Source organism: Halomonas qinghailakensis (genome assembly GCF_025820815.1).
Taxonomy (GTDB): domain Bacteria; phylum Pseudomonadota; class Gammaproteobacteria; order Pseudomonadales; family Halomonadaceae; genus Vreelandella; species Vreelandella qaidamensis.
Window position 1 is genome coordinate 143,987 of the sequence record NZ_CP096973.1, and the last position, 24,855, is coordinate 168,841.

Here is a 24,855-nt window from a genome sequence, read left to right on the forward strand (position 1 = left end):
CTAGGCTAAGTTGATATTTTAAACACCATACTCTCGCTCGACTTTGGCAATGCGCGTTTTAAAATGCTGGTACCACTGCTGATGGCCTAGTCGCTGGGCTTCCTGATGCTCTGCGTGCGCTTTCCACGCTTTTATCGAAGCCAAATCAGTCCAGTATGAAACAGTAACGCCCACTTCGTTTCGAGCAGATTCAACCCCTAAAAACCCCCGCTGCTGAGCCGCAAGCTCCACCATGCGAGCAGCCATTGCATCGTAGCCATTATCAATATTGGTGCGCAGGGAAGTAAAAATAACCGCGTAGTAAGGAGGCTCGGGCGTATTAGCAATACTAGGCATAGCATCTCTACCTTGATTCCTATTGGTTACGGCATCACTCATTTACGCAAATCTATTACAAAGAGCCATTACAAAGAACCATTACAAAGAACCATTACAAGAACTATTGCACATAATAACCACTGACTCGCCACTCTCCATTTTCCAGATGAGGTGTTACGGTCTCAATTCCTCTCGCTTTATTTTCAAATCGGGTATGAAAGATAAACACCATGTAGTCACCATCTGGCGCACCCGGCATAGATTGGTAGTGAGAGACTTGCACTTTCCGACGAGATTCTACCGGTCCAAACTCATGACGTGCTAGTTCAATGATACGTCTAAGCATGTTGGGCGATAGAGGCGTTTTTAGAAGTGGCGATGAGGTCTCCCAAGCTTGTTCGATCTCATCATTATCAATTGATTCTAACCACGCAAGCGCCGCTGCTTCTGCCGTCTGAGCAGACGCCTGAGCATAATAGGTGGTCAGGCTAAGCAGTATTGCAGCGAGAACAAAGACAGGGGATTTTGACATGGCTGACTCTTGTGGCGGCTTGGCGACTTTTCCTCTAAAGCAATTATCGGAAAATCGTCGGATTTCTTTAACAGCGATATCACCCCGCTTCTAAAACCTTCTCCGCTCGTTTACTATGCGCCCCCCAATATTACAGCGCCCACCATTAGGCTACTATGTCCGCCAATCTGTCCGCCAACGCACTCTATACCGACCTATCTGGCTACTACGATTTGATGTGCGTCGATATCGACTACCAAGCGCAAAGCAACGCCATTCATCGGCTCCATCAGATTTTCGGCAATGGCGGGCATACGCACCTTGATTTAGCTTGTGGCACGGGTCCTCATGTTCGTCACTTTATTGATGTTGGCTATCTCAGCAGTGGGCTTGATATTAACCAACCCATGCTGGATATCGCCGCCACGCGTTGCCCAGAAGCGTTTTTTTCACTGCAAGATATGAGCACGTTCGAAGTCAGTGAATCTCTTGATTTAATCACCTGCTTTTTGTACTCAATCCACTACAACGATGGGATTGAAAAGCTAAAAAAGTGTATTGCCAGCGCCCACCGCGCGCTAAAACAGGGCGGCGTTTTCTATTTTAACGCGGTGGATAAAAACAAAATTAACAACGATTTATGGGTTAAACACAGCGCCAAACAAGACGATGATGTTTTTACGTTTCGCTCGGGTTGGCACTACGACGGGCACGGTGAAAAGCAATCGCTTAGGCTGAGTATTGAAAAAACTAACGCCGACACTACCCAAATTTGGAACGATGAGCACCCCATGGTAGCGGTCAGCTTTACAGAATTAACCGCCCTACTGACGCCTTATTTTGAGGTGCATGTATTTGAGCACAACTACCAGACCATTACCCCTTGGGATAGCCTTTTAGGCAATGCGATTTTTGTGTGCGTGAAGCGCTAGCGCCGATAAGGCAGAGAGGCCTTGTGCTCCCCTCTTACCATTACCGTGTGACATAAAGCGAGGTGTAACGCGCTGAACTTAAGACTCAGAACCTGCGTCGTTCGAGCCAGGCCGTAGCTGGCGCTGAATACCGAGCAAGAAATTACGTAGCATTTGATCTTTACACTCACGGTAATTCTTATGACTTGGCTTACGGAAAAAAGCGCTGAGCTCATGGTGGCTTAGCGGTAAGCCCACCAGCTCAAACACTTCTAAAACATCTTCGGCTTTCATATTCAGCGCAATACGCAGCTTCTGGAAAACCATATTATTATTTAATTGCGCTTCAGGCACTGGCTGTGGGCCTTCACGCTTGCCGCGCTTAAAACTGATGAATCCATTAAGAAACGACGCCAGCTCTTTATTTTTCATCGTAACGAAAGCATCATCTTCATCTTTTTTTAGCCAAGCGGTCACTTGCTCTTGGCTTACACTAACGTCTGCCAGCGCGAAGATATCCACGATGGTTTTATCTTTTAAATCAAAAGCATAGCGGATACGGCGAAAAATATCGTTATTGGTCAAAATTGGGGTCCTGATTGGAGGTTAGCTTTTCGAGCAGCTGATTTATCTCAGCTTGCAACTCATTATCTTCAATTTTGTTGGCGCTGACTTTAGCATGTTGCAGCATTTCGATCGCCTCATCCGTTTGGCCTAGCTCTACTTGCAACATTGCCATGGAAAAACCGATAGAAGCCATATGGTCTTTCGAGTTCTTCGCAATGGCTTTCTCAAGGGCTTTTTGGTAGATCGGCAGCGCATCCTCTAACTCCTCGGTAAAGTCAGCCAGGGTTTCCCACTGCTCTGGGTGATCTTTATCGGTGTGTTCGTTATCGATACAAATCGCCTGCAACTCTGCATAGAGAGCCTCAAAGGTCGCGCGGTCATCTTTCGCAGCGGCCTTCATAAGCTTTTCAGCTAGTTCATAAACCGCTTTATATATTTTGGTGTTAATCATTACCAACCACCTTCCTTCACTCAACGTTAATATCGCCGCTTATTTTTAGTTACGTAGCGGCTATAAGAAACATTATAAACCGCCTGATAAGGCTTTAAGTAATACTTCTGCAAGGCACTTACTTTATCTATCCCAGCGATACTCCATTTGCCGCGCTGTTTTCTCCGCAAGCTCGGTGCTGTGTAACTTGGCGACCAAGTGTAGGCACATATCGATCCCCGCCGAGATGCCACCGGAACTAATAACACCCCCATCATCTACCCAGCGCACGTCTTCCACCACATCAAGCTGCGGAAACTGAGTTCGCAAATCACCTTGATCGTCCCAGTGGGTAGTCACTCTTCCTTTCAGACCGGGTTGTGCATTAGCAAACAGGAAGATACCAGTACACACTGTGGCCACCTGCTGCACTATGGCTGCTTGATCTGCAATCCAGACCTTTACCTTTTCGTTTGCCATTTCACCCGTGTGCACACCACCAACAATAATCAAGACATCAATGGGCGGGTGATTATCGATGGTGGCATTTGGCAACACCTGGTATCCCGCCCTAGCAGTTACCGGGCCGTCTTTTTCAGCAATTAAAAATACTGAAAACGGCGCGTCTTCATCACTGACGCGACTGGCCGTCGTAAAAACTTCAAAGGGGCCCGAGAAATCGAGTACTTCTGCTTGGTCATAGATATAGATGCCAATGTTCATGTAAGGGTGTCCTAAGAATCTAAATACGTTATTTTCCAGCATGTAAAAATGAAACTGCTGCTCCTTGCCATGCGTTACACCGCACTACGATTCGGCAACGCATTAAATTAACAGGTGTTGTAGTGCGTGGTATGCGAAGCGCACCCGCAGCGGCGGCCCGGCGCAAAAGCAGCGCGCAGCGTTGCCGGGTTTGATTTGTACGGTACAGTCATCTGCTACCTTGCTAAGCATTGACCACCAGTTTTGGCCAAGTTTGCAGCCACTGCTTGTTGTATACCCGAGCTTCAAAATCCGTTCGTTTTGGCCGTTTAGGATTTAATGTAACGGTATAGTCAAACAGCGGCTTAACGCCAAAGGGAGCCACAATGATGACCTCCCCATTATCACCCAACGCAGCACCTACCGCAGTTTCCACGTCGACCCAGAAACTCATCGCATCTTCAGTTGAGGTATACGGATAGTCCCTATTTCGCTCATGCATTCTTGCTTGGTTCTTTACTGACCAGGGAAAGGTTGAGACGCCTCTTAACCCTTGCTCAATCTCACGATCACGAGAAACGCTTATGTCGTTCGAATCGAAGTAAATTAAATCAATGTCGTTCAAGGGCGTACTCGCTGAAACGTCATGCAGCTTGTCCCACACCAAATTTCTAACGAATCCAGCAGCAAGACACCAACCCGGCAGCTTCTGCGCAGCCGCGATAGTCAGCGCCTCCAAGCGATCAGAATCACTCATTATCCATTGTTTAATCAGCGCTTCATGATCCATCTCTATTCCTTGCTTAAGGTCTGTTAACGCATATCTCAACGCTTTGCTGGTTTATGCGAAGTGACCTACAAGCGGCCACAACGCGTTGTTAACCGTAATACTCCATAACTAACTCTGAATGGCCAGTTCGCTCATCAACTTGCTCACCTAATAAAATAAACCCCTGCTTTTTATAAAAGTTGATACTGGGAGTATTTTCCTGGTAGACCGACAGTTGCAAACACTCCCTTCTGCTCTTGGCATCATCAAGCATCGCTGACCCCACACCTTCGCCTTGTAATTCAGGGGACACAAAAATGGCAGCCAGCGTATTTCCGTACAAACTGTAGAATCCCGCTATCTGATTGTCAGATTCGAAGACAAACGTCTCCGATGCGGGGATATAAACATCTCGCATTTCGTTAACCTTTGACGCCCAAAATTCCGCCTCAACAAAAGCGTGCGCTTTAATCGATGCTGAAAGCCATATCTCCAATATCTGGTCAATATCCCTCTCTCGGCATTTACGAATCATTTAAATATTCCTTACTGATGGTCAGCTGAACCAATGCATGACAGAGAGTCGTTTGATAACCGCACGCCAACAGTTGAAGACTGGCAGCAGCTTTTAAAAAAACTGGCAGAATCAGGTAGCGGCCCTGTACTTCTGGATCAGGCAGAGCAAAAGGCCAGAACCCGACAAGAAACAAACGCGTAATGGACAGCAAGCCTCTCGCCACCTCGAACTTACCCTCGAACTACCGAGCATGCACGTCACAACCATTAAGCTTATAATCACCGGCTAAGCAAGCCCCACTCTACTATCGAACTCCAAGCCTTGGGCCTATTACTGTGAGCAACCCCCATCGAAGTGAAAAAAGCCAAGCTAGGCCTGTTCGCAAAGGCCTGCACCCAAGGAATCTACACAACCAAGGCTATGACTTCTCAGCTCTCGTACAAAGCCACCCAGCATTAGCCCCTCATGTGAAACCGAACGCGCATGGCGACCTTTCCATCGATTTCGCAGACCCAGTGGCAGTAAAAACGCTTAATGCCGCGTTATTAAACCGGCACTACAACATTGTCGATTGGGATATTCCAGAGGGAGCGCTTTGCCCTCCCATCCCAGGCAGAGCCGACTATATCCATTATATGGCTGACTTGTTGGGGCTTGAACAGCGCAGTATCAAGCTACTCGATATAGGGACTGGAGCAAACGGAATCTACCCACTACTGGCCTGCCAAATTTACGGCTGGCAATGTGTCGGTAGTGACATTAACCCTCAGTCGCTTGAAAACGTAGCCACGATTATCGCCAATAACCCCTCTCTCAAAGAACGCTTCACACTGCGCACGCAGCACGATAAAAACCACATTTTTGAAGGGATTATTCAAGCTGGCGAGTTTTTTGATGTCAGCGTCTGCAACCCGCCCTTCCATGCCTCGCTTGATGAAGCACTTAAAGGTAGCCAGCTTAAACTCAATAACCTTGCTCGCAGTCGCGGTGAACAAAAACCAACGACCCAAACCCCCACTCTGAATTTTGGCGGGCTGGGAGCAGAGCTTTGGTGTAAGGGCGGCGAACAGCTGTTTCTGAAAAAGCTGATAAGAGAAAGCAAGCTGTATTCAGCTCAATGTCGCTGGTTTACCAGCTTGGTTTCAAAAACTGACAATGTTAAGCCTGCCAAGAAGTTAATTCGTAAGCTCGGCGCAGTGGATGTACGGGAAATAGAGATGAAGCAGGGAAATAAGATCACGAGGGTATTGGCCTGGACATTCATGTGAGCCGCAACCACTGACGTCGACGTCATTTACGCTATACTGCATCAATTTTCATTTTCGACACACCTTACGACGATATGTCAGGGCGCCTAATGCCATTTTCAAAACTCGGTTTATCCAGTCCTCTTGTTCAAGCTATCACCGAACTAGGTTACCAAACGCCAACGCCCATCCAGAAACAAGCAATTCCAGCCATTCTTTCGGGTAAAGACCTGATCGCCACCGCACAAACCGGCACAGGCAAAACCGCTGCCTTTGTGCTGCCGCTGTTGGAAAAATTCAGTAAAGCAGCAGAACCGCTGCGCGGCAAACGCATTCGCGCACTGATCCTAGTGCCGACCCGCGAGCTGGCAGTTCAGGTTGAAGCCAGTGTGGCTCAATACGCTAAACACACGCCCCTAACCTCGATGGCGGTATATGGCGGCGTTGACACTGCGCCACAAAAAGAACGCCTCATCGAAGGAGTAGATATTCTCGTCGCCACGCCGGGCAGACTGCTGGATTTGGCCCATCAGCGTGCGCTGCACTTTGATGAACTTCAAGTCATGGTGCTGGACGAAGCGGATAGAATGGTCGACATGGGTTTTGTCGATGATATCCACAAAATAATCGTGCGCCTGCCTGAAAACCGTCAGAACCTGTTGTTCACGGCCACCATGACCAATGACGTTCGCGCCATCGCTCACGCGTTTTCAGACAGCAAGATGACAGACATGGCGACTGACATCTCCATTACGCCCAACGTCCGCGCCGCCGCCACGATCAAACAATGGCTCATCACGGTAGACAAGGACACCAAGTCCGCCCTGTTGAGTCACTTGATCAACGAGCAAGCGTGGGATCAGGCGCTTATTTTTGTCGAGAAAAAACACAGCGCGGCCAAACTGGTGGCTCAGCTGGAAAAGCGCGGCATTCAAGCGGACTCCATCCATGGCGGCAGAAGCCAGGCCATGCGCGAGAAGGTGTTGGATCAGTTCAAAGCGGGCGAACTGAAGTACCTAGTTGCCACAGGGGTAGCCGCTCGGGGGTTGGATATTGGTGAACTGAGCCGAGTGGTGAATTACGATTTACCTTTTCAGCCAGAAGAGTATATCCACCGCATTGGCCGCACCGGCCGTGCAGGCGCCTCAGGTGAAGCCATCTCCTTAGTAGACATCAGTGACTTTAAAAATCTTTGTGCGATTGAAAAACGTTTGAAAAATACGATTGAGCGTAAAGAAATCGAAGGCTTTCCGGTTAAAAAAGCAGTCCCCGCTTCTAACTTGAACCATGTTAAAAAAAGCAATCGTTAAGCGCTAACCAAGAAGCTCACCTCGAATGAATACAAGGGTGAGCTTCACCTCTACTCAGCGGGCGAAAAAGCATCCAACAGCTCCGCATTCGTGGGGTACTTCTCCAACAGCGCAAGTAGCTTCTGCGCGCTTTCAACAGGCTTAAGGGGTGTTAACGCTCTACGCAAGGTCCTAACTTTTTCAATATCTTTAGCATCAATCAACAGCTCTTCTCGACGGGTACTGCTTTTGGCAATATCTATCGCCGGGAAAATTCGCTGATTTGCCACTTCCCGTGATAACACGAGTTCCATATTGCCCGTGCCCTTAAACTCCTCGAAAATCACCTGATCCATACGGCTTCCCGTATCCACCAGCACAGTAGCCAGAATCGTGAGCGATCCGCCGTTTTCGATCTTTCTCGCAGCGCCAAACAGTTTTCGCGGTATTTCCATTGCACGGCTATCCAGCCCACCCGACATCGTACGACCATTGCCGCGCTGTTCAGCATTATGAACGCGCGCGAGTCTGGTAAGCGAATCGATCACAATCATCACATTATGACCCTCGCCTGCTTGCTTACGCGCCATCTCAAGCAGCTTGTCTGCCAAGCGCACATGGTGCGTGTAGCTTTCGTCTGAAGACGAGGCATGTACGTCTGCCGACACACTGCGCTTAAAATCGGTCACTTCCTCAGGGCGCTCATCAATCAGCAAGGCATACAGCTTTATATCCGGATGAGCGGCTGCCACGGCCTGACAGATATGTTTTAACATCGTCGTCTTGCCAGAGCCCGGCGGCGCAACAATCAACCCGCGTTGCCCCATGCCGATGGGCGTAATCAAATCCATCGCCCGCACACTTCGCTGCTTAGAACCAAGCTCTAAAACAATGCGTGGGGAAGGATGAACAGCCACGCCATTTAAAAAACGTTTTTCGGGAACCTCAGGGAACTGATCTTCCACTTCGTCGGCGGGCTTGGTATCTATCTGTTTTTTTGTTTTCAAACTGAGTGTTTTTCTTGCCATGATGTTGATAGTTTGCCTTATATATGTCGGTGCTGATTATTGACCACTGCCCTGTTATTCAAAAAAAGTTGACCGCAGACTTTGGCAGCGTGGGGGCCTGGGAAGATAAGTGAGATTATACCTTGTGGAGACAGAGATACGGGAGCGATGTTGGTATTACAGCAACGCCTGCCAGAATGCAGCGAAAATTTAACGCCGCATTAAGGTGTGAAGCACGCTACTACAAAACTCAAATTAAACAACGTAATCACTAAATTTGATTCAAACCAAAAATGCCAAGCGTGCTGAATCACTCTTAAATTGTTTGTTATGTTTTAGTTACCTCGATCTCATTGCCAGCAATCGTACACAAAACCAAACCACTTTCTTTTTCGCTAGAGCTAATAACGAGCTTCCCAAATGAATCCCAAACTGAACTTCTACCACAAGTTTCCCAACCACCTGTTTCTGAGATATGGTTGCTTACAAGTACAGGAATTCGGTGTTCTAAAGCAATTTCGGATAGGATTTTAGAATCAGTGGTAAAACCATTACCAGAAATTAGAGCGCTTACAACATAAGCATCTGCACCGAGTTTTTTAGCCCGCTGAGAATGTTCCGGTGTTATGAAGTCGGCACAAATAGCCAGTGCTATTTGATGCCCATTAATAGTCAAAAAATAATCTGTCGTCCCAAAAGAACAATACTTGTCCTCGCCTTCATGCAGATATTGCTTTGAATAAAATTGGACTGAGCCATCAGGAAAACAAATTACCGCACCTATTGTTGGCTTTGAGGAATTATTAGCTTGTAGCGGACAACCTGCAATAACTATAATCTCATTTTCAACTGACGCTTGAGAGAGTTCTTTAAAGCGCATCGGATCAGGCGAAAAAGCCAGCTCACCAGCCAAGTCTAGCTCATAGCCCGTCAATGATAACTCCGGAAAAACGACAACATCAGCTTTGCAATAAGATGATTTCTCGATCATTTTAATATGATTTTCAATATTCCCACATAAGTCGCCTCTCGCGATAGGAATTTGAGCCAAGCTTATAGTTACTCCATTTTTCAAGATACCTCCTTAAAACATAACAGTGAAGCATTTATTCGCCTGCGGAGCATGGCGGATAAATGCCTGTTGGACTAAAGCGCGCCCAGCAGGCGGCTATTTACTAGGGTGACGGGCAGGCGGCCTGAGGCACCAAGCCATGCATCGGCATGTTGCTTATAACGCGCTCTCATGCTGAGATTGACCATCATGTCAGTGCTCCCAAACCAAAATTAACCCAATGTAGCGTGCCTGACGGCTAAAATCCATCACCGGGACAAGTGTAGCCGTGACCCACCAGCGGGCCGGTGAACCATGCCTTTCATCGTGGTATGCCGTTACATTAGGCTCGATAGCGTTGCTCCTGGTGGTTAGGCGGTGGATCGCAGGAGGGGCGCATGCCGATGCTGGGTTGTCTACAGTGTGGACAGGTGTAGGTCGGCTCCGCCTCGCTGGCAGCCATATCGGCTACGGTGCTGGCTCAACAACCGCTAACGCGAGCCAGATCTGTACCAAACGTTGCCGACGACAGCGATTGACCAGAAAACCGTAATGGCGTACCCGCATCAGCCCCTTAGGCAGAACATGGAGCAAGAACCGGCGCACGAACTCCTCGCCATCAAGGATGAGTGGCTTGTGCTGCTCGCGGTCACGATAGTCGCAATATAAAGAAACAAGGGGTTAACGCCGCCAACACGCGTGGCTTTGTCGTGAAGGCGAAGCCACAATGAAAAAGCTATCGCTGTGCTTAGCCTTGTTATGGAGTGTCGTCTGGGGCATCATTTATTCATTTTAAGTTTAAAGGTTTTAGGTGATGCAATGGAAACAGCACAACTTGAACGTATCACTAGTGCCGCTATGACCTTGCCTGAGAAAGAGCGTGCTAAGCTTGCACATGATTTGGTTGCCAGTTTAGATGGTCCAGCCGATATTAGTGTTGTAGAGGCCTGGGACGTTGAAATCTGCTGTAGAATCAATGACATTAAATCAGGAAAAACTGAACTTCTTGATGTTGATGACGCCATTTCACGTGCCAGAGCTCGGATTAGGGGCTGATCTTGAAAGTAAAAGTCAGCACGGAAGCTAGCGAAGAATTGACCGAAGCCGCTGCTTGGTACGAACTGGAGGTACCGGGTCTGGGAGAACAGCTCATTACAAGTTTTGAGCAGGCAGCGGCAAAGCTCAGCAAACCAAACCCACCGCTCGTACCAGTCATTGGTGAAGCAGCTAAGCTTGGAGCCAAAAGATTGATTCTTCAAAGGTTTCCTTTCTCTTTGGTGACCATAGCAAATAGTCAAACAATTACGGTTGTTGCTTTCGCTCATCATTCTAAAAAACCCGGCTACTGGCACGATCGACTTGCCCCATAACGCCTCAATCAGCGGACGCGTCAGCAGTCGGATGCATTGGTTTTTTATAGCCCGTTGCCATGCCTATAAAGTCAGCAACCGCCATTTCTCTTTCGACAAACAGCCCTTCTGCAACCGTTCATTCAATCATACTTTATTGATAAATTTGGCTTAGGTCACGTGGCTTTGCAGAGAAAGCGGGCAGGTGGAGGCTTTGGGCAGCTAGCTGCCTTCGCGGGTGCCTTTTGGCTCGTTTCTCGCCAAGCGTTACGCCGCGCTACGGGGTGGCTAGATTGTTTATGTGGCTGAGTCTTCGCGAGCTGAAGCTCCCTCCCATAGCAGTCGCCATAGGCGAGCGGAGCTTCAGTTACTTTCTCACGCCTTCTTCTTTACTAAAGCTCGATGCCTTTCTGAGCTTTAATCCCTTGGTCTTTAAAGGCGTGTTTAACCACCTTCATTTCAGTGACGGTATCGGCAAGATCGATGAGTTGTTGCGGGGCGTAACGGCCGGTGACAACGGCGTGCTGCATAGCTGGGCGGGCTTGCAGGTCGTCGAGCACTTGGTCTAGGTCGAGGTACTCGTAGCGCAGGGCAATATTAAGTTCGTCGAGCAGTACTATGTGGTAGCTGTCGTCTTGCAGCATGCGCTTGGCCTGCTCCCAGGCGGCGTTGGCGGCAGCGACATCGCGTTCGCGGTCTTGGGTATCCCAAGTGTAGCCTTCACCCATCACGTGGTAGTCCACATTAGGCAAGTTGCGAAAGAAGGCTTCTTCCCCTGTGCTAAACGCGCCCTTAATAAACTGCACCACGCCGACGTTCATGCCATGGCCAAGGGCGCGGGCGAGCATGCCAAAACCGGAGCTGCTTTTGCCTTTACCGGGGCCGGTTAGCACCAGCAGCACGCCCTGCTCTTTGTCAGCGCTGGCGATGCGCTCGTTCATGATTTTCTGCTTGGCCGCCATGCGCTGGGCATGGCGTTCCGGGGTTTTGGCATTTTCGCGCATGGGTGCTCCTTGAGTTAACGCTTAAGCTTTTAGAACGTAGCGCAGCGTTTCTACCACTTGATCCGTCGTTGTGCACCAGGCCTGGGCTTGGGCATCCACTTCTTTCAGGGGGTGAACAATGTCTTCGCTGTGCAGCGTGATGTAGGGCTTGGCAAGTGCGGCGCAATAGCCCGCATCAAAGGCGGCGTTCCACTGCTTGTACTTATCACCGAAACGCACGACGACCAAATCCGCTTGTTCGATCATGGTACGGGTACGAATGGCGTTGACCTTGGAAGACTGGTGGTCGCGCCAGAAGCCGTTGTCCGGTTTGCCTAGGTGGTCGCCTGCGGCATCAGAAGCGTCGTGGTCGGTAACGGGGGCGGTGAATACAATGTCTAATCCAGCGGCGTCTGCGCCTCGCTGAATTTCTTCACGCCAGTCGGTGTGAATCTCGCCAGAAAGATAAACGTAAAAGCTCATAGCGGCTCCTGATAATCGTTGGTGTAGGGTATTAACCGCCCTATGATAGCCCACATCGGCTTTATGGAAAAATATTCCAAAAAAATCACTGCGCCAGTATTTGCAGGGGCTGACCGGTAAAAATGTTCGCCACTAACTTAGGTGCCGAAGGAAAATAACCATGGAAATAGCTCGCAATCAGCGCCCCATCACGGTAGATCGGCTCGGCTTCACTGCCCGCCAACTTGCGGGTACGAGCAAACGGCTGAAGTGACGTTTCCAACAGCGAATGGTGGTAAGTGTGCCCCCGCAATTCACCCTGTTGAGCGTGTAAACTTTGCAGGCCTAGCGCCGTCAGTTTGCCCGCCATTTTTGCAGTACCAGGCAATAGCCCCAGCATGGTATGACGCTTTCCGTCACCATCCACTAGGTGCTCGACACAGCTCATCAGCCCACCACACTCTGCCAAAATAGGTTTACCTTGGTGATGATGAGTGGTGATCGCCTCACACATTGGCTGATTCGCGCTAAGCATTGCTGCGTGTAGTTCCGGATAACCGCCGGGTAACCACAGGGCATCGCATCCTGGTAGCACGCTGTCATTGAGCGGTGAGAAGAAGTGAATCGCCGCGCCCATCGCTTGCAGCAACTCCACATTGGCGCGATAAATAAAGGCAAAGGCATCATCACGGGCAATGGCAATGCGCACACCGCGTAAATACTCAGGAACCGGTGTAGGTGGCTCAGCGCTTAACGTTACCTTTTTGGGCAGTCGGCCTAACCCAGCCTCTTCCAATACCTTGGCGGCGGCGTCTAGCTGGGCATCCAAGCCACTTAGCTCATGGGCTTGTAGTAAGCCTAAATGGCGGTCGGGAATTTTCATGGCATCGTGACGGGGAATCGCGCCCAACAGCGCAATGCCTTCTGGCATGCTTTCTGCCAGCAACTTGCCATGGCCTGGGCTGCCAACACGGTTGGCAATCACTTCATGAATGGCAAGATCGGAACGGTAGTTAGCAAGCCCCTGGGCGACCGCACCAAAGGTTTGCGCCATCCCCCAGGCATCAATTACCGGCAACGCCGGAATACCGGCCAAAATGGCTAAGTCGGCACTGGAAGGCGAGCCGTCGAATAGCCCCATGGAGCCTTCGACTAAAATTACATCTGCCTCTTGAGCGGCTTGAGCCAAGCGCCAACGGCACTCATCTTCGCCAGTCATCCACGGGTGGAGCTGGTACACCGGCTGGCCCGAAGCCACTTCCTGAACCATTGGGTCGAGATAATCTGGGCCATGCTTGAAGACCCGCACGGTGCGCCCCGCGTTACGGTGTAATCTTGCTAACGCAGCGGTCACCATAGATTTTCCCTGGCCGGAACCAGGTGCGCTAATTAACGCCGCGTGGGCTTCACCTTGCAACATGCCTCTTCCCCTTCAATACAAGCTTTTTAATACAAGCCTTTGGAATTTATAGTGATATTGGGTATTACTGAATGGGTACAAATACCGGCGCGCCGTTAACTTGCACCGTTGCCAAACGCTGCTGATAAAGCCGCTCTAACGCGCTGGGCACCAGCATGGTGTCTCGCGGCCCCCAGCAGGCCTCACCGCTTGGGTAAAGCAGCAAAATGTAGTCGCACCAACGGGCCGCTAGATTTAAATCGTGCAGGCACATCATCACCGCACTGCCTTGGGCTGCTTGCTGAGCCATCAGCGCCATCACCGCACTTTGGTGATGCAGGTCCAGATGATTGGTCGGTTCGTCGGCCAGCCAAATACTGGGGGCTTGAGTCAGTACCGTGGCCACCGCAACACGTTGCCTTTCGCCACCGGAAAGCGTGCTCACCAGCCGGTCGCGCAGGTGGGCAACGTCCAGTTGCTCAAGCGCTGCTTCAGCCCGGGCATAGTCGTCTGCCCCCTCCATTTGCCATAACGACAGATAGGGATGGCGGCCAATCAACGCGGTTTCCAATACGGTGGCGGGAAAGCCGTCCAGGCGTTCCTGAAAGACCATCCCCAGGCGTTGGGCAATTTGCCGCCTGCGCAGCGTCTCAAGCGGCTGCCCCCCCAGCAACACTTGCCCGGAACGCGGTGCGTTCAACCCCGCCAAGGTGTGCAGCAGCGTGGTTTTACCCGCACCGTTGGGGCCTAATACGCCCCATATCTGGCCGGGTTCGATGGCAATATTCAGCGCCGTGCCATCGCGCCTTTCTGGCACGTTGATGATGAGGTCTTGCGTGACCAGGCGGCTCATCAGCGGCTCCGGTAAAGCAAAAAGAGGAACGTCGGCACACCCAATAGCGCGGTAATCACCCCCACTGGCAACTGCTCCGGGGCAATCATCGTGCGGGCCAATGTATCGGCCAACACGAGTAAGGAGCCCCCGGCAAGGGCACAAGCTGGCAATATCAGCCGTTGATCGTTGCCTAGCAACAGGCGCAGCATATGCGGCACCACTAAGCCAACAAAGCCAATGCTGCCCGCAGTGGTGACAGCCGCTGCAGTTAACAAGCTCGCCGCGATATAAATTCCCCACTCCAACGGACGAACAGCAACCCCCAGTGCCGCTGCCTGCTGAGGGCCTCTAGCCAGCACATTTAAACTACGCCCCAATGGAATCAAGACAATACACGTGAGTAATAACAGCAGCAGTGGCGGCCAGGGAGTACGCGCGTAGGAAAGATCGCCCATCAGCCAATACAGCATGCCCGGCAGCCGTTCGGCAGGGCTCAACGCCAACATTAGGGTAATCACCGCACCCCAGCCTGCCGCCACGACTACGCCGGTAAGCAACAGACGTGAGGGCGTCCAGCTGCCGCTGCCGTGGGCCAAACCAAACACTAGAAACGTGGACAGCAATGCGCCGAAAAACGCTGAGCCTGAAATTAGCAGCCCACCCACACCTACCAGCATGGCCGCCAACGCGCCAATCGATGCGCCACCGGAAAGCCCAAGTACATAAGGGTCTGCAAGAGGATTGCGCAGCAGCACTTGCATCAGAGCGCCAGCGACTGCCAATAAACCGCCGACAGCAAAAGCCGAAAGCGCGCGGGGAAGGCGTAAATCCATCACCATAGTACGCGCCAACGGATCACCCTGCCCTTGCATCACCGCCCAAAGCTGGGCAGCGGAAAGCTGAGCACTGCCCACCGCTAGGGAAAATAGCATGGCGGTAATGGCAATCAATGCCAACAGGCAAAGAGGTTGCCACAGGCGCGCTGTCATTAAGAGTCCTTGTCCATAGAAGCCGCCCTAGCGCGTTTTTGACGGGTTTGCTCAAGTTTTTCGCACAGCAACTGAGCGCCGTCTAACAGACGTGGCGTGGGCCGTTGAATCAGCGAAGGCGGCACAAAATAGAGGCTATCATCCGCCACGGCGGAAAGATGTGGGTATTGTTCCCAGTGGGTCAGCCAGTGGCGGTTCTCTTCCCCCATACCACCAGCAATAATCGCTTCAGGATTAGCCGCCAATACGGCTTCGTCATCCAGCCTTGGTACTAGGCGTAGCTGATCGCCAAACACATTTTCACCGCTGCAAAGCTGTACCACTTGGCCAATCAGGTGTTCATCGTTCACGCTCATCAGCGGTTGATCCCACACTTGATAAAACGTGCGTACGGGCTCTCGATCACTATAGCGCGCCGCCAACTCCGCCATACCCTGTCTGAAACTATCAGCCACTTGCTGGCCTGCGAGCTCCGTTCCCGCTAGGCGTGCCAACCGCTCAATAGTATCAGCGACATCATCAACCGTACGCGGTTCAATGTAGAACACCGGCATGCCAAGTGCTTCAAGGGTTTCCATTTGCTCAGCCGGATTGCCAGTTACCCAACCGATCACTAAGTCAGGTGCCAGCCCCACTAGCGCTTCTAAATCAATCCGCGTGTGGCTGCCAACGGAAGCTACTTGTTTGGCCTCCGGTGGATAATCACTGTAGCTCACCACAGCAACGACCTGTTCCCCAGCACCCGCAGCGTAGGTCAGCTCCGTCGCCCCAGGGGAAAGTGTGGCAATGCGCCGAGCCTCAGTGTGTAGACACACCTCCCGCTCACGGTCATCTACCACGCAGCGGCTGTGGTCATCTGCCACTACGGCGCTTGAAACCACACCACCGAGTGTTAACAGGGGTAGTGTGAATAGAGTCTGTAGGCAACGATTAAATAAAAATCGCTTTAATGGCAGTGCGGGGCCAATAGCCCCGCACTGTTTAGACATACTCTGATTCGCTTTTTTATTGGCCAAAGTGAACACTCAAGAACCCTGCACGGCCTGCATTAATGTAGTCGGCACCATCAAAAGAGCGTGTTGTAATGTAATCTTGATCCAAGGCGTTTTCCAACGTTACCCGCGCACTCCACAGCGGGGCAAACTGCCAGCCCGCACGCAGGTTCACCAGCCCGTAACCGCTTAGGCGGTCTTGGTTCTGAGCATCACGGTAACGGTGGTTTTGAGCAATCCAAGACCCACCCACCGACCAGTCACCAAGCTCACGGTCTAGGTCTAAGCGAAGGCTTTGTGAGGCGCGGTTTTGCAGGCGCTTACCTGTCAGACGGTTTTCAGGGTCGGTGTAAGTGAGTGCGGCAGCCAGTGTCCAATCGTCGAGTTCAACGCCAGCCGCTAACTCTGCCCCACGAATGCGGGTTTCCGGCACGTTAAACAGCAGACCTTGGCCAGTAATCAAGTTGTCGATATCGGTTTGATAAAGCGCGGCATCCCAGAACCATTGGGCATACTGTCCACGTACACCCACTTCAATACTTTCTGACGTTTCAGACTCCAAGTCGGGATTACCGAAGCCAGGGAAATAGAGCTGATTGTAAGTGGGTGCGTTAAAGGCCGTACCGTAGTTGGCACGTAAGGTGTGATGGCTGTCTACGTCATAGCCCACGCCTACGCTACCAGTGACTTCTTCACCGTAAGATTCATTGTCATCAAAGCGCAAGCTGGCTTGCAGGGTAAACGGTGAAAAATCGAGCAGCGCCTGAGTAAAGACCGCCGCGTTGCTTCGGCTGGTTTCATCATACGCCGTGGTGCTATTGACTCGATCTTCGCTGTACTCAGCGCCAGCAATTAGCTCATGGGCGCCCGCTGTAAAGGTATTTTCCCAGCGCGCGGTGCTCACCTTGGTGTTGAACACAGAGTCACCAAAGTCAGCAAAATTATCGCTCTCATCACGTGATTCGCTGAGGGTTAAGCGGCTGCGCCAGTTATCGGTCATCGGCAGTTCACCGTAGACCCCTGCCACCTGCTGCACGAAGTCGTTTTCGCCACCATCGTATTCGTTATGGCCACGGGCACGAAGCGCCAGCACGCCTGCTTCTGCACCGCTTGCAAAGGTATGGGAAACCCGTGCTAGGGCCGTGGTGTTGTCATAGCCCTTATCGTCTCCGTCACGCCGAACCGGCTGGCCATCGGTGGTGAAGTGGCTACCGGCAAAGCTGTAGCGGGTACCCCCTTCTTTGCCGCTAATACCGGCACTCAGACGCTGGGTGTTAAACGAGCCACCGCCAAAAGAAACCCGCGGTTGTGGGCCTTCTTCTTCGCCTTGAGGGGTAAACAGCTGAATAACGCCGCCAATCGCATCGGCCCCGTATAAGCTACCGCGCGGGCCGCGCACAATTTCGGCGCGGTCAAACATGCGCGGCTCCAGGTATTGCCAGGCAGCCCCACCGCTGGTGGCGGAACGCAGACGAATACCGTCAATCAGCAGTACATTTTGGCTGCTACCGCTGCCACGAATAAACACGCTGCTGTTTTTACCGAAGCTGCCGTTGGTAGAAACATCCACCCCAGGCTGGCCGCGAAACAGGTCGGTAATACTGACCGGATCTTGGCGGCGTAACGTAGCTTCGTCCAGCACGGTTACCGAAGATAAGCTTTCGTTGGCAGTGCGCGGCGCAAGCGCGGCGGTAACCACCACAGGGTTTAACGTATTTGTCGCAGGCTGGGCATTCGACTGGGCTTGAACGGCCAACGGTAGTGCAGCCATCGCAAACGCCGCCAGCGTGACGGTGGAATGAAAACGATAAGACATGGAGAAATCCCTTGCTCACTGTGCTCACCCGCACAGCGTGTTTTTTTGACCGGGCAGAGGGAGTCCAAGGGAAGTATCAGCAACCTGACAGCTACTAGTATTACCCTGAAAGCGCCCTCCGCGCTTCGGTATAGTGTGGTTCTTTAGAACCATGTCTCTTAGGCCGGTCTCCGGGCTGACGAGCGAAAGGCGGATAACAGCACCTATCCTTTCCGAACGACCACCTTCCCATGCGTTAGCACAGTGGCGTCTTTAGCCGTTCTTATCTCGATCACCGTTGCGGGGGCAGCGTTGGATTCACGTAAGCGTTCACCAACTTCCCGTTTAACTGATGGCGATAATGGCCAGCAGCACCTGAGAGTGCGCGTAAACTAGCAATTTGTTGGGGGTTGGTCAATTTAACCGACTAGGGTTTAAGCGCCTGCACCAACCCATGCCGTACATGCCAGACCTGCTCGGATTGGGCGGCGGCATCTTGGCTAAACCAGCCGCTTAAATCGCGCAGGCGACGCTGGTCTCGGGCCATGGGAACGATACCCCGCCCTAACTCGTTCATGATTAGCACCAGCGTCACGCCGTGGGTGTGTGCTGCAGTGTCCAAATTTGCAAGGTCTTGCCGCCACTGATCGCGCGACGCATCGCTGCTTATATCCGAGCTTAGCACTGCCGCTAACCACTCAAACACGCCGTGAAGCACGAGCGGCACATTGGGCTGCATAATGTGACTCACTTCGTGTAAACGTTGCCCTGGGGAAAGCCGCCTCCAAACAGCGCTGGGAAAGCGTGCGTTTACAACGTCGCGCTTACCTGCACAGGCACCGCCGATGAACAGCTGCATTGCCACTCTCCTTTACCCTCTTCACGATTTAGATACGTCAGTTGCCAACGCCGCCCCTGCGCTTGTTGCACGATACCTTCCCAAAAGCCAATGGTTTCAAAGCGACGCCGCAACTCGCGTATTACCCCGCCGTGGGTAACCACCAGCACTTTTTGATAATGGTGCTCGCGGGCATGCGCAGCCACCTGTTCAAGCCAAGCATCTAACCGGTCACGTAGCTGGCCAGACGATTCACCGCCTGGAATTTGCAGCTCCCCCACGCTGTCAATCCAAGCGCGATAATGGGGTAACGCTTTTAGCTCATCGTAGACCTTGCCTTCGTACTCCCCAAAATCCAGCTCCCGTAGCCGTGGCTCCAAATACAGCGGCACATCCGGCTTTGCCGCCTGCGACCACGCTAGGGTTTGCTGGCAACGGGTTAAATCGCTTGAATAAACAGCGTCAAAGCACTCTTCTGTCAATGCGTCTCGCAATGCCAGCAGCCCCGCTTCCGCGTCAGGAAACAGCAGCGGAATATCGCGCTGCCCTTGGTAGCGGCGCTCTAAATTCCAGGCGGTGATACCGTGGCGAACTGCCACCAACTCCACATTAAGACTAGTAGCCAAAGCTCTCCTCCTTCAATGGTGGCACCTACCATGTCGCCATTGATGCCGTTAAATAGACGCAGCAGTGCCTTTCTGGCAAATGCTACCCACACCACAATGACCAACCCCCAGGCAATCAAACCAGGGAACACCACGACAAGCAGCAACAAAGGCAGCAAGGCATAACCCACATCACGGGGGCTAAGCGACTGCTGCCAACTCCATGCAAGCCCCTTCGATTGGGCACAGGGGGTAAGAACCAGCAGTGCAACCCCTGCAAATCTACCTAATGCAGGCACTGCCAACAGCCACCACAGCGGCGCCTGATACGCCAGCAGTGCCCACAGTAATACGCCCTTCCAAGCCATCAGAAACAGCAGTGCCAGGATGCCGAAACTACCTATCTGAGCGTCTTTCATGATTTCCCAACGCCGCTCAAGAGGTTGGTTACTGCCTAACGCGTCGGCAAGATCCATCACACCATCGAGATGTAACCCCCCTGAAAGCGCGACCCATAAACTAAGCAGTAGCAACGCCGTTATTGGCGTTGGTGCCCCTATGAAATTTAATAGCAGCGCGTTTAACACCAGCACGCTGCCAATTAACAACCCCACCAACGGATAGGCACGGATTGCCCAACGCCGAGTGGCGGGTGTCCATGGGCAGGCAACAGGAAGTGGAATGCGGGTTAGAAACTGCAGCGCGAGCACCAGGCCGAACAGCGCATCTTTCATCGTTTCCACTCCACAGCACAGCCCGCGATGACTTCAAGCACTGAGTCAGCTTGCGCCGCTAACCAACGGTGCAGGCACTGGATAAACTCAACGTAGCGCCAAGTAACGGGCTGATCAGGAATCAACTCTTCGTTGAGATCGTTCGATACAATCACCAATGTCAGCCTCCGTTCTTGTGCATCACGCAGGCAGCGATCAAGCAGCGCCAGGCCTTGCTCATCACTGAATTCTTCATTTGGCTCAGCGCCAAACAGCACTTGCCCAGCCCACAGGGTTAAACAGTCGAGTAGTACCGCGTGGTGATCGGGTACTTGGGCAATGGCTTGGTCAATCGCAAGGGGAGCTTCTAGTGTCACCCATTGGCCTTCCCGGCGTGCCTGATGGCGCGATACGCGGTCGGCCATTTCTGCATCGTCAACAGTGGCGGTGGCAATGTAATAGCAGTTGGCGTCACCCGCCGCGCTGAGCACACGCTGCTCCGCTACTTGGCTTTTTCCAGAACGAGCCCCCCCACTAACAAAGACAATCATGCAATACCTTTAGCAACCGGTTATTTGCCGACTCATCACGCAGTGCCAAGCGCAGCCAGCTGCCCTCAAGCCCTTTAAAACTATGGGTATGCCTCGCCAGTAGCCCTTTATAAAGCATGCGTTCAAAAAGGGCTGCGCTGGTCACGCCGCGTTCACGCTGTAAAACACCAGGCCGCACTAGGAAAAAGCAGCTATGGCTGGGCACCACCTCAAGTCCTAACGCCAACAATGCCTTGCCCATACGAGGCTGCTCACTGGCAAGCCACTGCTGGGTGAGCCGTGCAAACTCACTATCCGCTAGCAGCGGCGCTACCAGTTCGGCGGCAAGGTGGTTCACACTCCAGGGCGGCTGGTGGTGGCTCATGGTAGCTACTATGTTTTCCGAAGCCAGCACATAGCCTAGGCGCACTCCAGGCAAGGTATAAAACTTGGTCATTGAGCGTAGCAGCACTAAGTGACCGTAACGCTTAAGTAGCGGCGTCAGCGCCTCGACACCTATCGATAGATCGATAAACGCCTCATCAACCACTACCTGGGTACCGGTTTCCCGCGTATGCGCTAGCAGTGTCTCTACTGCGTCAATGGGTATCAGCGTGCCTGTTGGGTTATTCGGGCGACACAGAAACACCACGTCAGCGTTTGCCGCTTTCTCTAGCAAGTCCGCCATCTCACCAGCGAAATGCGGCTCGCGCAACACATTCTCGGCCGTTTCAATACGGTGGGCAGAACAGGCTCTGGCATATTCGCCAAAACTGGGAGCCAATAATAGGGCTCGGCCACCGGCATGCAGCGCCGTGGCAAGAAAAATCGCTTCCGCCCCACCATTGGTCAGCAGTACTTGTGCTGGCTGAACACCGTTGTGCGCCGCAATGGCCTGCCGGGCTGACGCGTAGTCTGGCGAGGGGTAGCGGCTAAGCCCGCCAAGTCGAGTTACTAGCCAACTTGCTACCCACTCGGGCGGTCCAAGCGGGTTAAGGTTAGCGCTCACGTCGTCAACCACATGATCGTCAGGTAGCCCAAAACGCTTTAGCAGCGCCGCGGCCTGACCACCATGGCTTGGCCAATCAGCCGCTTCGTGAACAGTGGCTTGACGACTCATAGCCATGAAATCCCCACGCTTAATAAGATCGTTAACACGGCCATTAACAAGAAAAACAGCAACCAAGCGCCGTGCATCAATTTAATCGTGGCGTTGATATGCGAACACGTCAGCGTTTCCAACGGGGAGCCAAGGGTGGCTCGATGGGATACCGCGCCCTGATAAACATTGGTGCCACCCAACTGCACACCCAACAGATTCGCGACCATGGCCTCTGGCCACCCCGCATTAGGGCTTGGGTGACGGGGCGCTTCGCGGCAGGTGGCCATAATGGCCCGACGCCAATAGTGCGCCGATGATTGCCAACTGATCAACACCCCAGCAGCCCACAAGCATAGCGCGGTCAGCCTTGCGGGAAGCCAGTTAGCGATATCATCGAGTTTCGCTGAGGCATAACCAAAGTCGCTGTAGCGTTCGTTTTGGTAGCCCACCATGGAATCCAGCGTGTTAATCGCTTTGTAAGCCAGCGCCAGCGGCGCACCGCCTATCACAGCAAAAAATAGCGGCGAGGTAATGCCGTCTACCGTGTTTTCTGCAATGGTTTCCACCGCACCACGGGTAATGCCTGCTTCATCCAGTTGCTCGGTATCACGCCCCACCACCATAGAAAGCGCCTTTCGCGCCGATGCAAAATCACCGTTAGCCAGCGGCACAGCAATGGCACGTCCCGCTTCCGCCAAACCTTTTATGGCCAGCGTTGTCGCCAGCAGCCATAGCTCGGCAGCTAGCCCAAGCCAAGGGTGTACCCACGTCAGTAGTGCCAACCCTAGCCAAGCAAGACTAAACGTGCCCAGCACAATGGTTGCAGTGAGCATAAAGCCCAAGCGCCGACGGCGTTTTTCACTTCCCTGGTTCCAGCGCTGCTCAAGTGCGCTGATGGTGCGCCCAATAATGACCACGGGATGCGGCAGCGAACGGGGGTCACCAATGATCAAATCAATCACAATCGCCATCGCTACTAAACCAACAGACGCTAACCCCAGCATGGTGAAACCTGTTGCGATTTCGTCAGCGACCCCAACGTCGCCTGATACACCGCTTGTCCTATCGCCCGCCCAATCGCCGTGCCAGAGCCTGCATAAGGTGTTGGATCGCCACGCTGGGTAGCGGCGATAGACAGGCTGTCGGTTGATGTGCCGGTAGCGGGCGTTTCGCTGAATGGATCGTTAACGCCCATTTCTCTCAATGCTTGAACTTTCGCTTCCGTTGCCGAGAGAGAGGCATTAACCAGCGCGCCATCGGTCAAATGGGCATCTAAAAAAAGAAACGTGTTAATTGTGCCTACCCTGGGTGTGCTTCTCAGCATTAAGCGAGGATCTGCGTCACTTGAAACGCTAATATCAACCGCGTTGCCAACACCTGCCGTCACCAACGCCAGCACACCATTGGTTGTTGCAGCCAATGGTACGCTGACGGCACATGCACTGTGCAGGCGCACTGCAGTCATCATCGCAACAGCGGATAGCGGTAGTCGCTGATCTGCTAGCCAACGTAGCAGGTCGTCTTTTGGGTGATGGCCGTCGTAATCTTTATCGACGTGAAAATTTGCGAAGTGTTGGCAATGCCCAAACCCGCCTCCCACAAGCGCGCTACTCAGGGTGTACAGTGGCTCAGCAGCCGACACCACCAAGCAGTGTTCACTTTGCGACCACGTTAGCGGCTGACTAAATGAAAGCGTTTCTAGCTCGCTCATGGGTCAGCATTGTCGCTAATGCCCGCATCGGCAAAGGTAGCCATTTCACTGAGCATCGCGGCGGCGGCCTGTAATAAAGGAAACGCCAACGCCGCGCCACTGCCTTCCCCCAGGCGCATCCCCAAAGAGAGCAATGGCGTTGCATCAAGCGCCTCAAGGGCCGTGGCATGGCCAGGCTCTTCAGAACGATGTCCAAAAATCAAATAACCGCGCACCGCTGGACATAAACGGCAGGCCGTCAGGGCAGCAACCGTGGCGATAAAGCCATCCACAATGGCTGGCAAGCGATTGGCCGCCGTGGCTAGATAAGCGCCTGCCATAGCAGCAATCTCTAACCCGCCTAGCTTGCTTAACACCTCTATAGGGTCTTCGATATTGGCTTGGCGTGCGCTTAGCGCCCGCTCAATCACCGCTACTTTATGAGCCTGCTGGACGCTACTAATACCGGTGCCAGCGCCCACCAACTGAGCCACTGGCTTACCGGTCAGCGCCGCCAGCATGGCGCTGCTTGCGGTGGTATTCGCAATGCCCATTTCACCAACAATAATGCATTTCGCTCCCGCCTGAACGGCGCGCTCAACGGCTTCGCCGCCTACCTGTAACGCAGCGAGTGCTTCGTCACGGCTCATGGCATCTTCAAGCACCATATTGGCGGTGCCCGCGCGCACTTTGGCATCCGTAATACTCGGCATTGCTAGGTGTGAAGCAACGCCAACATCCACCACCTCAACCTGGGCGCCAATTTGTCTGGCGAAGACGTTAATCGCCGCGCCACCACGGACAAAGTTAGCCACCATTTGAGCCGTCACTTCTTGTGGGAAGGCCGACACTCCCTCTTCAGCAATACCATGATCAGCAGCAAAGACAATAATCGCCGGTGGCGTGATGATTGGTTTACATTCACCAGTGATCTCACTAAGCGTAACGGCCAATGTTTCTAACTGGCCGAGGCTGCCTGGCGGCTTGGTGAGCGTATCAATATAGCGAAGTGTCAATGCGCCAGTGTGACTATCAAGTGGCGTGACGTGGTTAACGACGGGATGCATAGCGGCTCCAGGGCAGCAATCAAATTCATTTTGCGCAAGATGGTAGCAAAAGCGCGGCTGCTATACTTGCGCTTTAAGACACTTCAGCACGCAACCACCCCATTAGGGGCCGAACTGCTCTGTTAGCTGTAAGGTTCATAAAAGCATCATCATTTACGACGATAGTAGTTATCAACTAGGGGTAATA

General features: G+C 52.5%; 29 protein-coding genes, 1 pseudogene and 1 riboswitch. Of the genes and pseudogenes, 5 read left to right on the forward strand and 25 right to left on the reverse strand.

What is annotated here, in order from left to right:
- Positions 1-18 precede the first annotated feature (18 nt).
- Both M0220_RS00700 and M0220_RS00705 read right to left on the reverse strand, forming a co-directional pair.
- Positions 19-336 (reverse strand): antibiotic biosynthesis monooxygenase family protein, encoded by a 318-nt coding sequence (locus M0220_RS00700; protein ID WP_264018387.1) that lies wholly within the window; start codon positions 334-336, stop codon positions 19-21.
- A gap of 103 nt (positions 337-439) precedes the next feature.
- On the reverse strand, positions 440-850 hold the full coding sequence (locus tag M0220_RS00705; RefSeq protein WP_264018388.1) for a DUF4019 domain-containing protein: 411 nt from the start codon (positions 848-850) through the stop codon (positions 440-442).
- 167 nt (positions 851-1,017) lie between these two features.
- Here M0220_RS00705 and M0220_RS00710 point away from each other — a divergent pair, with 167 nt between their 5' ends.
- Complete coding sequence (locus M0220_RS00710) at positions 1,018-1,761, forward strand: class I SAM-dependent DNA methyltransferase (protein ID WP_264019245.1); 744 nt, start codon at positions 1,018-1,020, stop codon at positions 1,759-1,761.
- A 78-nt stretch (positions 1,762-1,839) separates the two neighbouring features.
- On the opposite strand, the gene M0220_RS00715 is transcribed toward M0220_RS00710, so the two are convergent.
- The 5 genes from M0220_RS00715 to M0220_RS00735 form a co-directional block, all read right to left on the reverse strand.
- Positions 1,840-2,325 carry a YehS family protein gene (locus M0220_RS00715; protein ID WP_264018389.1) on the reverse strand — a complete coding sequence of 162 codons (486 nt, stop codon included), beginning with the start codon at positions 2,323-2,325 and terminating at the stop codon, positions 1,840-1,842.
- Positions 2,315-2,758, reverse strand: a complete 444-nt coding sequence (locus tag M0220_RS00720) for a hypothetical protein (protein ID WP_030069134.1) — start codon at positions 2,756-2,758, stop codon at positions 2,315-2,317. Before M0220_RS00720 ends, M0220_RS00715 begins: the two co-directional genes overlap by 11 nt.
- Positions 2,759-2,881: 123 nt before the next feature.
- On the reverse strand, positions 2,882-3,460 hold the full coding sequence (locus M0220_RS00725; protein WP_030069132.1) for a DJ-1/PfpI family protein: 579 nt from the start codon (positions 3,458-3,460) through the stop codon (positions 2,882-2,884).
- A 223-nt stretch (positions 3,461-3,683) separates the two neighbouring features.
- Positions 3,684-4,229, reverse strand: coding sequence for a nucleotidyltransferase family protein (locus M0220_RS00730; RefSeq protein ID WP_264018390.1), 546 nt, complete (start codon positions 4,227-4,229; stop codon positions 3,684-3,686).
- Between the two features lie 88 nt (positions 4,230-4,317).
- Complete coding sequence (locus M0220_RS00735) at positions 4,318-4,743, reverse strand: N-acetyltransferase (protein WP_264018391.1); 426 nt, start codon at positions 4,741-4,743, stop codon at positions 4,318-4,320.
- Between the two features lie 317 nt (positions 4,744-5,060).
- Here M0220_RS00735 and rlmF point away from each other — a divergent pair, with 317 nt between their 5' ends.
- Entirely contained in the window at positions 5,061-5,993 is a 933-nt protein-coding gene (gene rlmF / locus M0220_RS00740) for a 23S rRNA (adenine(1618)-N(6))-methyltransferase RlmF (protein ID WP_264018392.1), read from the forward strand.
- 89 nt (positions 5,994-6,082) lie between these two features.
- Entirely contained in the window at positions 6,083-7,282 is a 1,200-nt protein-coding gene (locus M0220_RS00745; RefSeq protein WP_264018393.1) for a DEAD/DEAH box helicase, read from the forward strand.
- A 50-nt stretch (positions 7,283-7,332) separates the two neighbouring features.
- Here M0220_RS00745 and rho read toward each other — a convergent pair whose 3' ends face one another.
- The 3 genes and pseudogenes from rho to M0220_RS17455 all read right to left on the reverse strand — a co-directional run.
- Positions 7,333-8,289, reverse strand: coding sequence for a transcription termination factor Rho (rho, locus tag M0220_RS00750; protein ID WP_264018394.1), 957 nt, complete (start codon positions 8,287-8,289; stop codon positions 7,333-7,335).
- A 307-nt stretch (positions 8,290-8,596) separates the two neighbouring features.
- Positions 8,597-9,343 carry a carbon-nitrogen hydrolase family protein gene (locus M0220_RS00755; RefSeq protein ID WP_264018395.1) on the reverse strand — a complete coding sequence of 249 codons (747 nt, stop codon included), beginning with the start codon at positions 9,341-9,343 and terminating at the stop codon, positions 8,597-8,599.
- Positions 9,344-9,662: 319 nt separating this feature from the next.
- Positions 9,663-9,985, reverse strand: a pseudogene (locus M0220_RS17455) (transposase); the annotation flags it as partial.
- A gap of 153 nt (positions 9,986-10,138) precedes the next feature.
- Here M0220_RS17455 and M0220_RS00765 point away from each other — a divergent pair.
- Both M0220_RS00765 and M0220_RS00770 read left to right on the forward strand, forming a co-directional pair.
- On the forward strand, positions 10,139-10,375 hold the full coding sequence (locus M0220_RS00765) for an addiction module protein (protein WP_264018396.1): 237 nt from the start codon (positions 10,139-10,141) through the stop codon (positions 10,373-10,375).
- A 2-nt stretch (positions 10,376-10,377) separates the two neighbouring features.
- Positions 10,378-10,689 (forward strand): hypothetical protein, encoded by a 312-nt coding sequence (locus M0220_RS00770; protein ID WP_264018397.1) that lies wholly within the window; start codon positions 10,378-10,380, stop codon positions 10,687-10,689.
- 371 nt (positions 10,690-11,060) lie between these two features.
- Here M0220_RS00770 and cobO read toward each other — a convergent pair whose 3' ends face one another.
- From cobO to cobT, 15 genes are all read right to left on the reverse strand, one after another.
- The gene (gene cobO / locus M0220_RS00775; RefSeq protein ID WP_030069100.1) at positions 11,061-11,672 is read right to left on the reverse strand and encodes a cob(I)yrinic acid a,c-diamide adenosyltransferase; all 612 of its coding nucleotides are present in this window, start codon (positions 11,670-11,672) and stop codon (positions 11,061-11,063) included.
- 21 nt (positions 11,673-11,693) lie between these two features.
- The gene (locus tag M0220_RS00780; protein ID WP_030069097.1) at positions 11,694-12,134 is read right to left on the reverse strand and encodes a YtoQ family protein; all 441 of its coding nucleotides are present in this window, start codon (positions 12,132-12,134) and stop codon (positions 11,694-11,696) included.
- Positions 12,135-12,219: 85 nt separating this feature from the next.
- Complete coding sequence (locus tag M0220_RS00785) at positions 12,220-13,533, reverse strand: cobyrinate a,c-diamide synthase (protein WP_030069094.1); 1,314 nt, start codon at positions 13,531-13,533, stop codon at positions 12,220-12,222.
- Positions 13,534-13,597: 64 nt separating this feature from the next.
- Entirely contained in the window at positions 13,598-14,365 is a 768-nt protein-coding gene (locus M0220_RS00790) for an ABC transporter ATP-binding protein (RefSeq protein ID WP_030069092.1), read from the reverse strand.
- On the reverse strand, positions 14,365-15,336 hold the full coding sequence (locus M0220_RS00795) for a FecCD family ABC transporter permease (protein ID WP_030069090.1): 972 nt from the start codon (positions 15,334-15,336) through the stop codon (positions 14,365-14,367). Before M0220_RS00795 ends, M0220_RS00790 begins: the two co-directional genes overlap by 1 nt.
- Positions 15,336-16,325 (reverse strand): cobalamin-binding protein, encoded by a 990-nt coding sequence (locus M0220_RS00800; protein WP_264018398.1) that lies wholly within the window; start codon positions 16,323-16,325, stop codon positions 15,336-15,338. The genes M0220_RS00795 and M0220_RS00800 overlap by 1 nt, the downstream gene beginning before the upstream one ends.
- 16 nt (positions 16,326-16,341) lie before the next feature.
- Positions 16,342-18,144, reverse strand: a complete 1,803-nt coding sequence (locus tag M0220_RS00805; RefSeq protein ID WP_264018399.1) for a TonB-dependent receptor domain-containing protein — start codon at positions 18,142-18,144, stop codon at positions 16,342-16,344.
- 144 nt (positions 18,145-18,288) lie between these two features.
- A riboswitch (cobalamin riboswitch) is annotated at positions 18,289-18,517 on the reverse strand.
- Positions 18,518-18,550: 33 nt separating this feature from the next.
- The gene (locus M0220_RS00810; protein WP_264018400.1) at positions 18,551-18,982 is read right to left on the reverse strand and encodes a bifunctional adenosylcobinamide kinase/adenosylcobinamide-phosphate guanylyltransferase; all 432 of its coding nucleotides are present in this window, start codon (positions 18,980-18,982) and stop codon (positions 18,551-18,553) included.
- Complete coding sequence (locus tag M0220_RS00815) at positions 18,934-19,587, reverse strand: histidine phosphatase family protein (RefSeq protein ID WP_030069084.1); 654 nt, start codon at positions 19,585-19,587, stop codon at positions 18,934-18,936. Before M0220_RS00815 ends, M0220_RS00810 begins: the two co-directional genes overlap by 49 nt.
- Complete coding sequence (cobS, locus tag M0220_RS00820) at positions 19,524-20,300, reverse strand: adenosylcobinamide-GDP ribazoletransferase (RefSeq protein ID WP_030069081.1); 777 nt, start codon at positions 20,298-20,300, stop codon at positions 19,524-19,526. The genes M0220_RS00815 and cobS overlap by 64 nt, the downstream gene beginning before the upstream one ends.
- Positions 20,297-20,830, reverse strand: a complete 534-nt coding sequence (locus M0220_RS00825; protein WP_264018401.1) for a bifunctional adenosylcobinamide kinase/adenosylcobinamide-phosphate guanylyltransferase — start codon at positions 20,828-20,830, stop codon at positions 20,297-20,299. The genes cobS and M0220_RS00825 overlap by 4 nt, the downstream gene beginning before the upstream one ends.
- Positions 20,814-21,929, reverse strand: a complete 1,116-nt coding sequence (gene cobD, locus M0220_RS00830) for a threonine-phosphate decarboxylase CobD (RefSeq protein ID WP_264018402.1) — start codon at positions 21,927-21,929, stop codon at positions 20,814-20,816. Before cobD ends, M0220_RS00825 begins: the two co-directional genes overlap by 17 nt.
- Positions 21,926-22,915, reverse strand: coding sequence for an adenosylcobinamide-phosphate synthase CbiB (gene cbiB, locus M0220_RS00835; RefSeq protein ID WP_264018403.1), 990 nt, complete (start codon positions 22,913-22,915; stop codon positions 21,926-21,928). The genes cobD and cbiB overlap by 4 nt, the downstream gene beginning before the upstream one ends.
- The gene (locus M0220_RS00840; RefSeq protein WP_264018404.1) at positions 22,903-23,622 is read right to left on the reverse strand and encodes an adenosylcobinamide amidohydrolase; all 720 of its coding nucleotides are present in this window, start codon (positions 23,620-23,622) and stop codon (positions 22,903-22,905) included. The genes cbiB and M0220_RS00840 overlap by 13 nt, the downstream gene beginning before the upstream one ends.
- On the reverse strand, positions 23,619-24,668 hold the full coding sequence (gene cobT, locus M0220_RS00845) for a nicotinate-nucleotide--dimethylbenzimidazole phosphoribosyltransferase (protein ID WP_264018405.1): 1,050 nt from the start codon (positions 24,666-24,668) through the stop codon (positions 23,619-23,621). The genes M0220_RS00840 and cobT overlap by 4 nt, the downstream gene beginning before the upstream one ends.
- Positions 24,669-24,855: the final 187 nt, after the last annotated feature.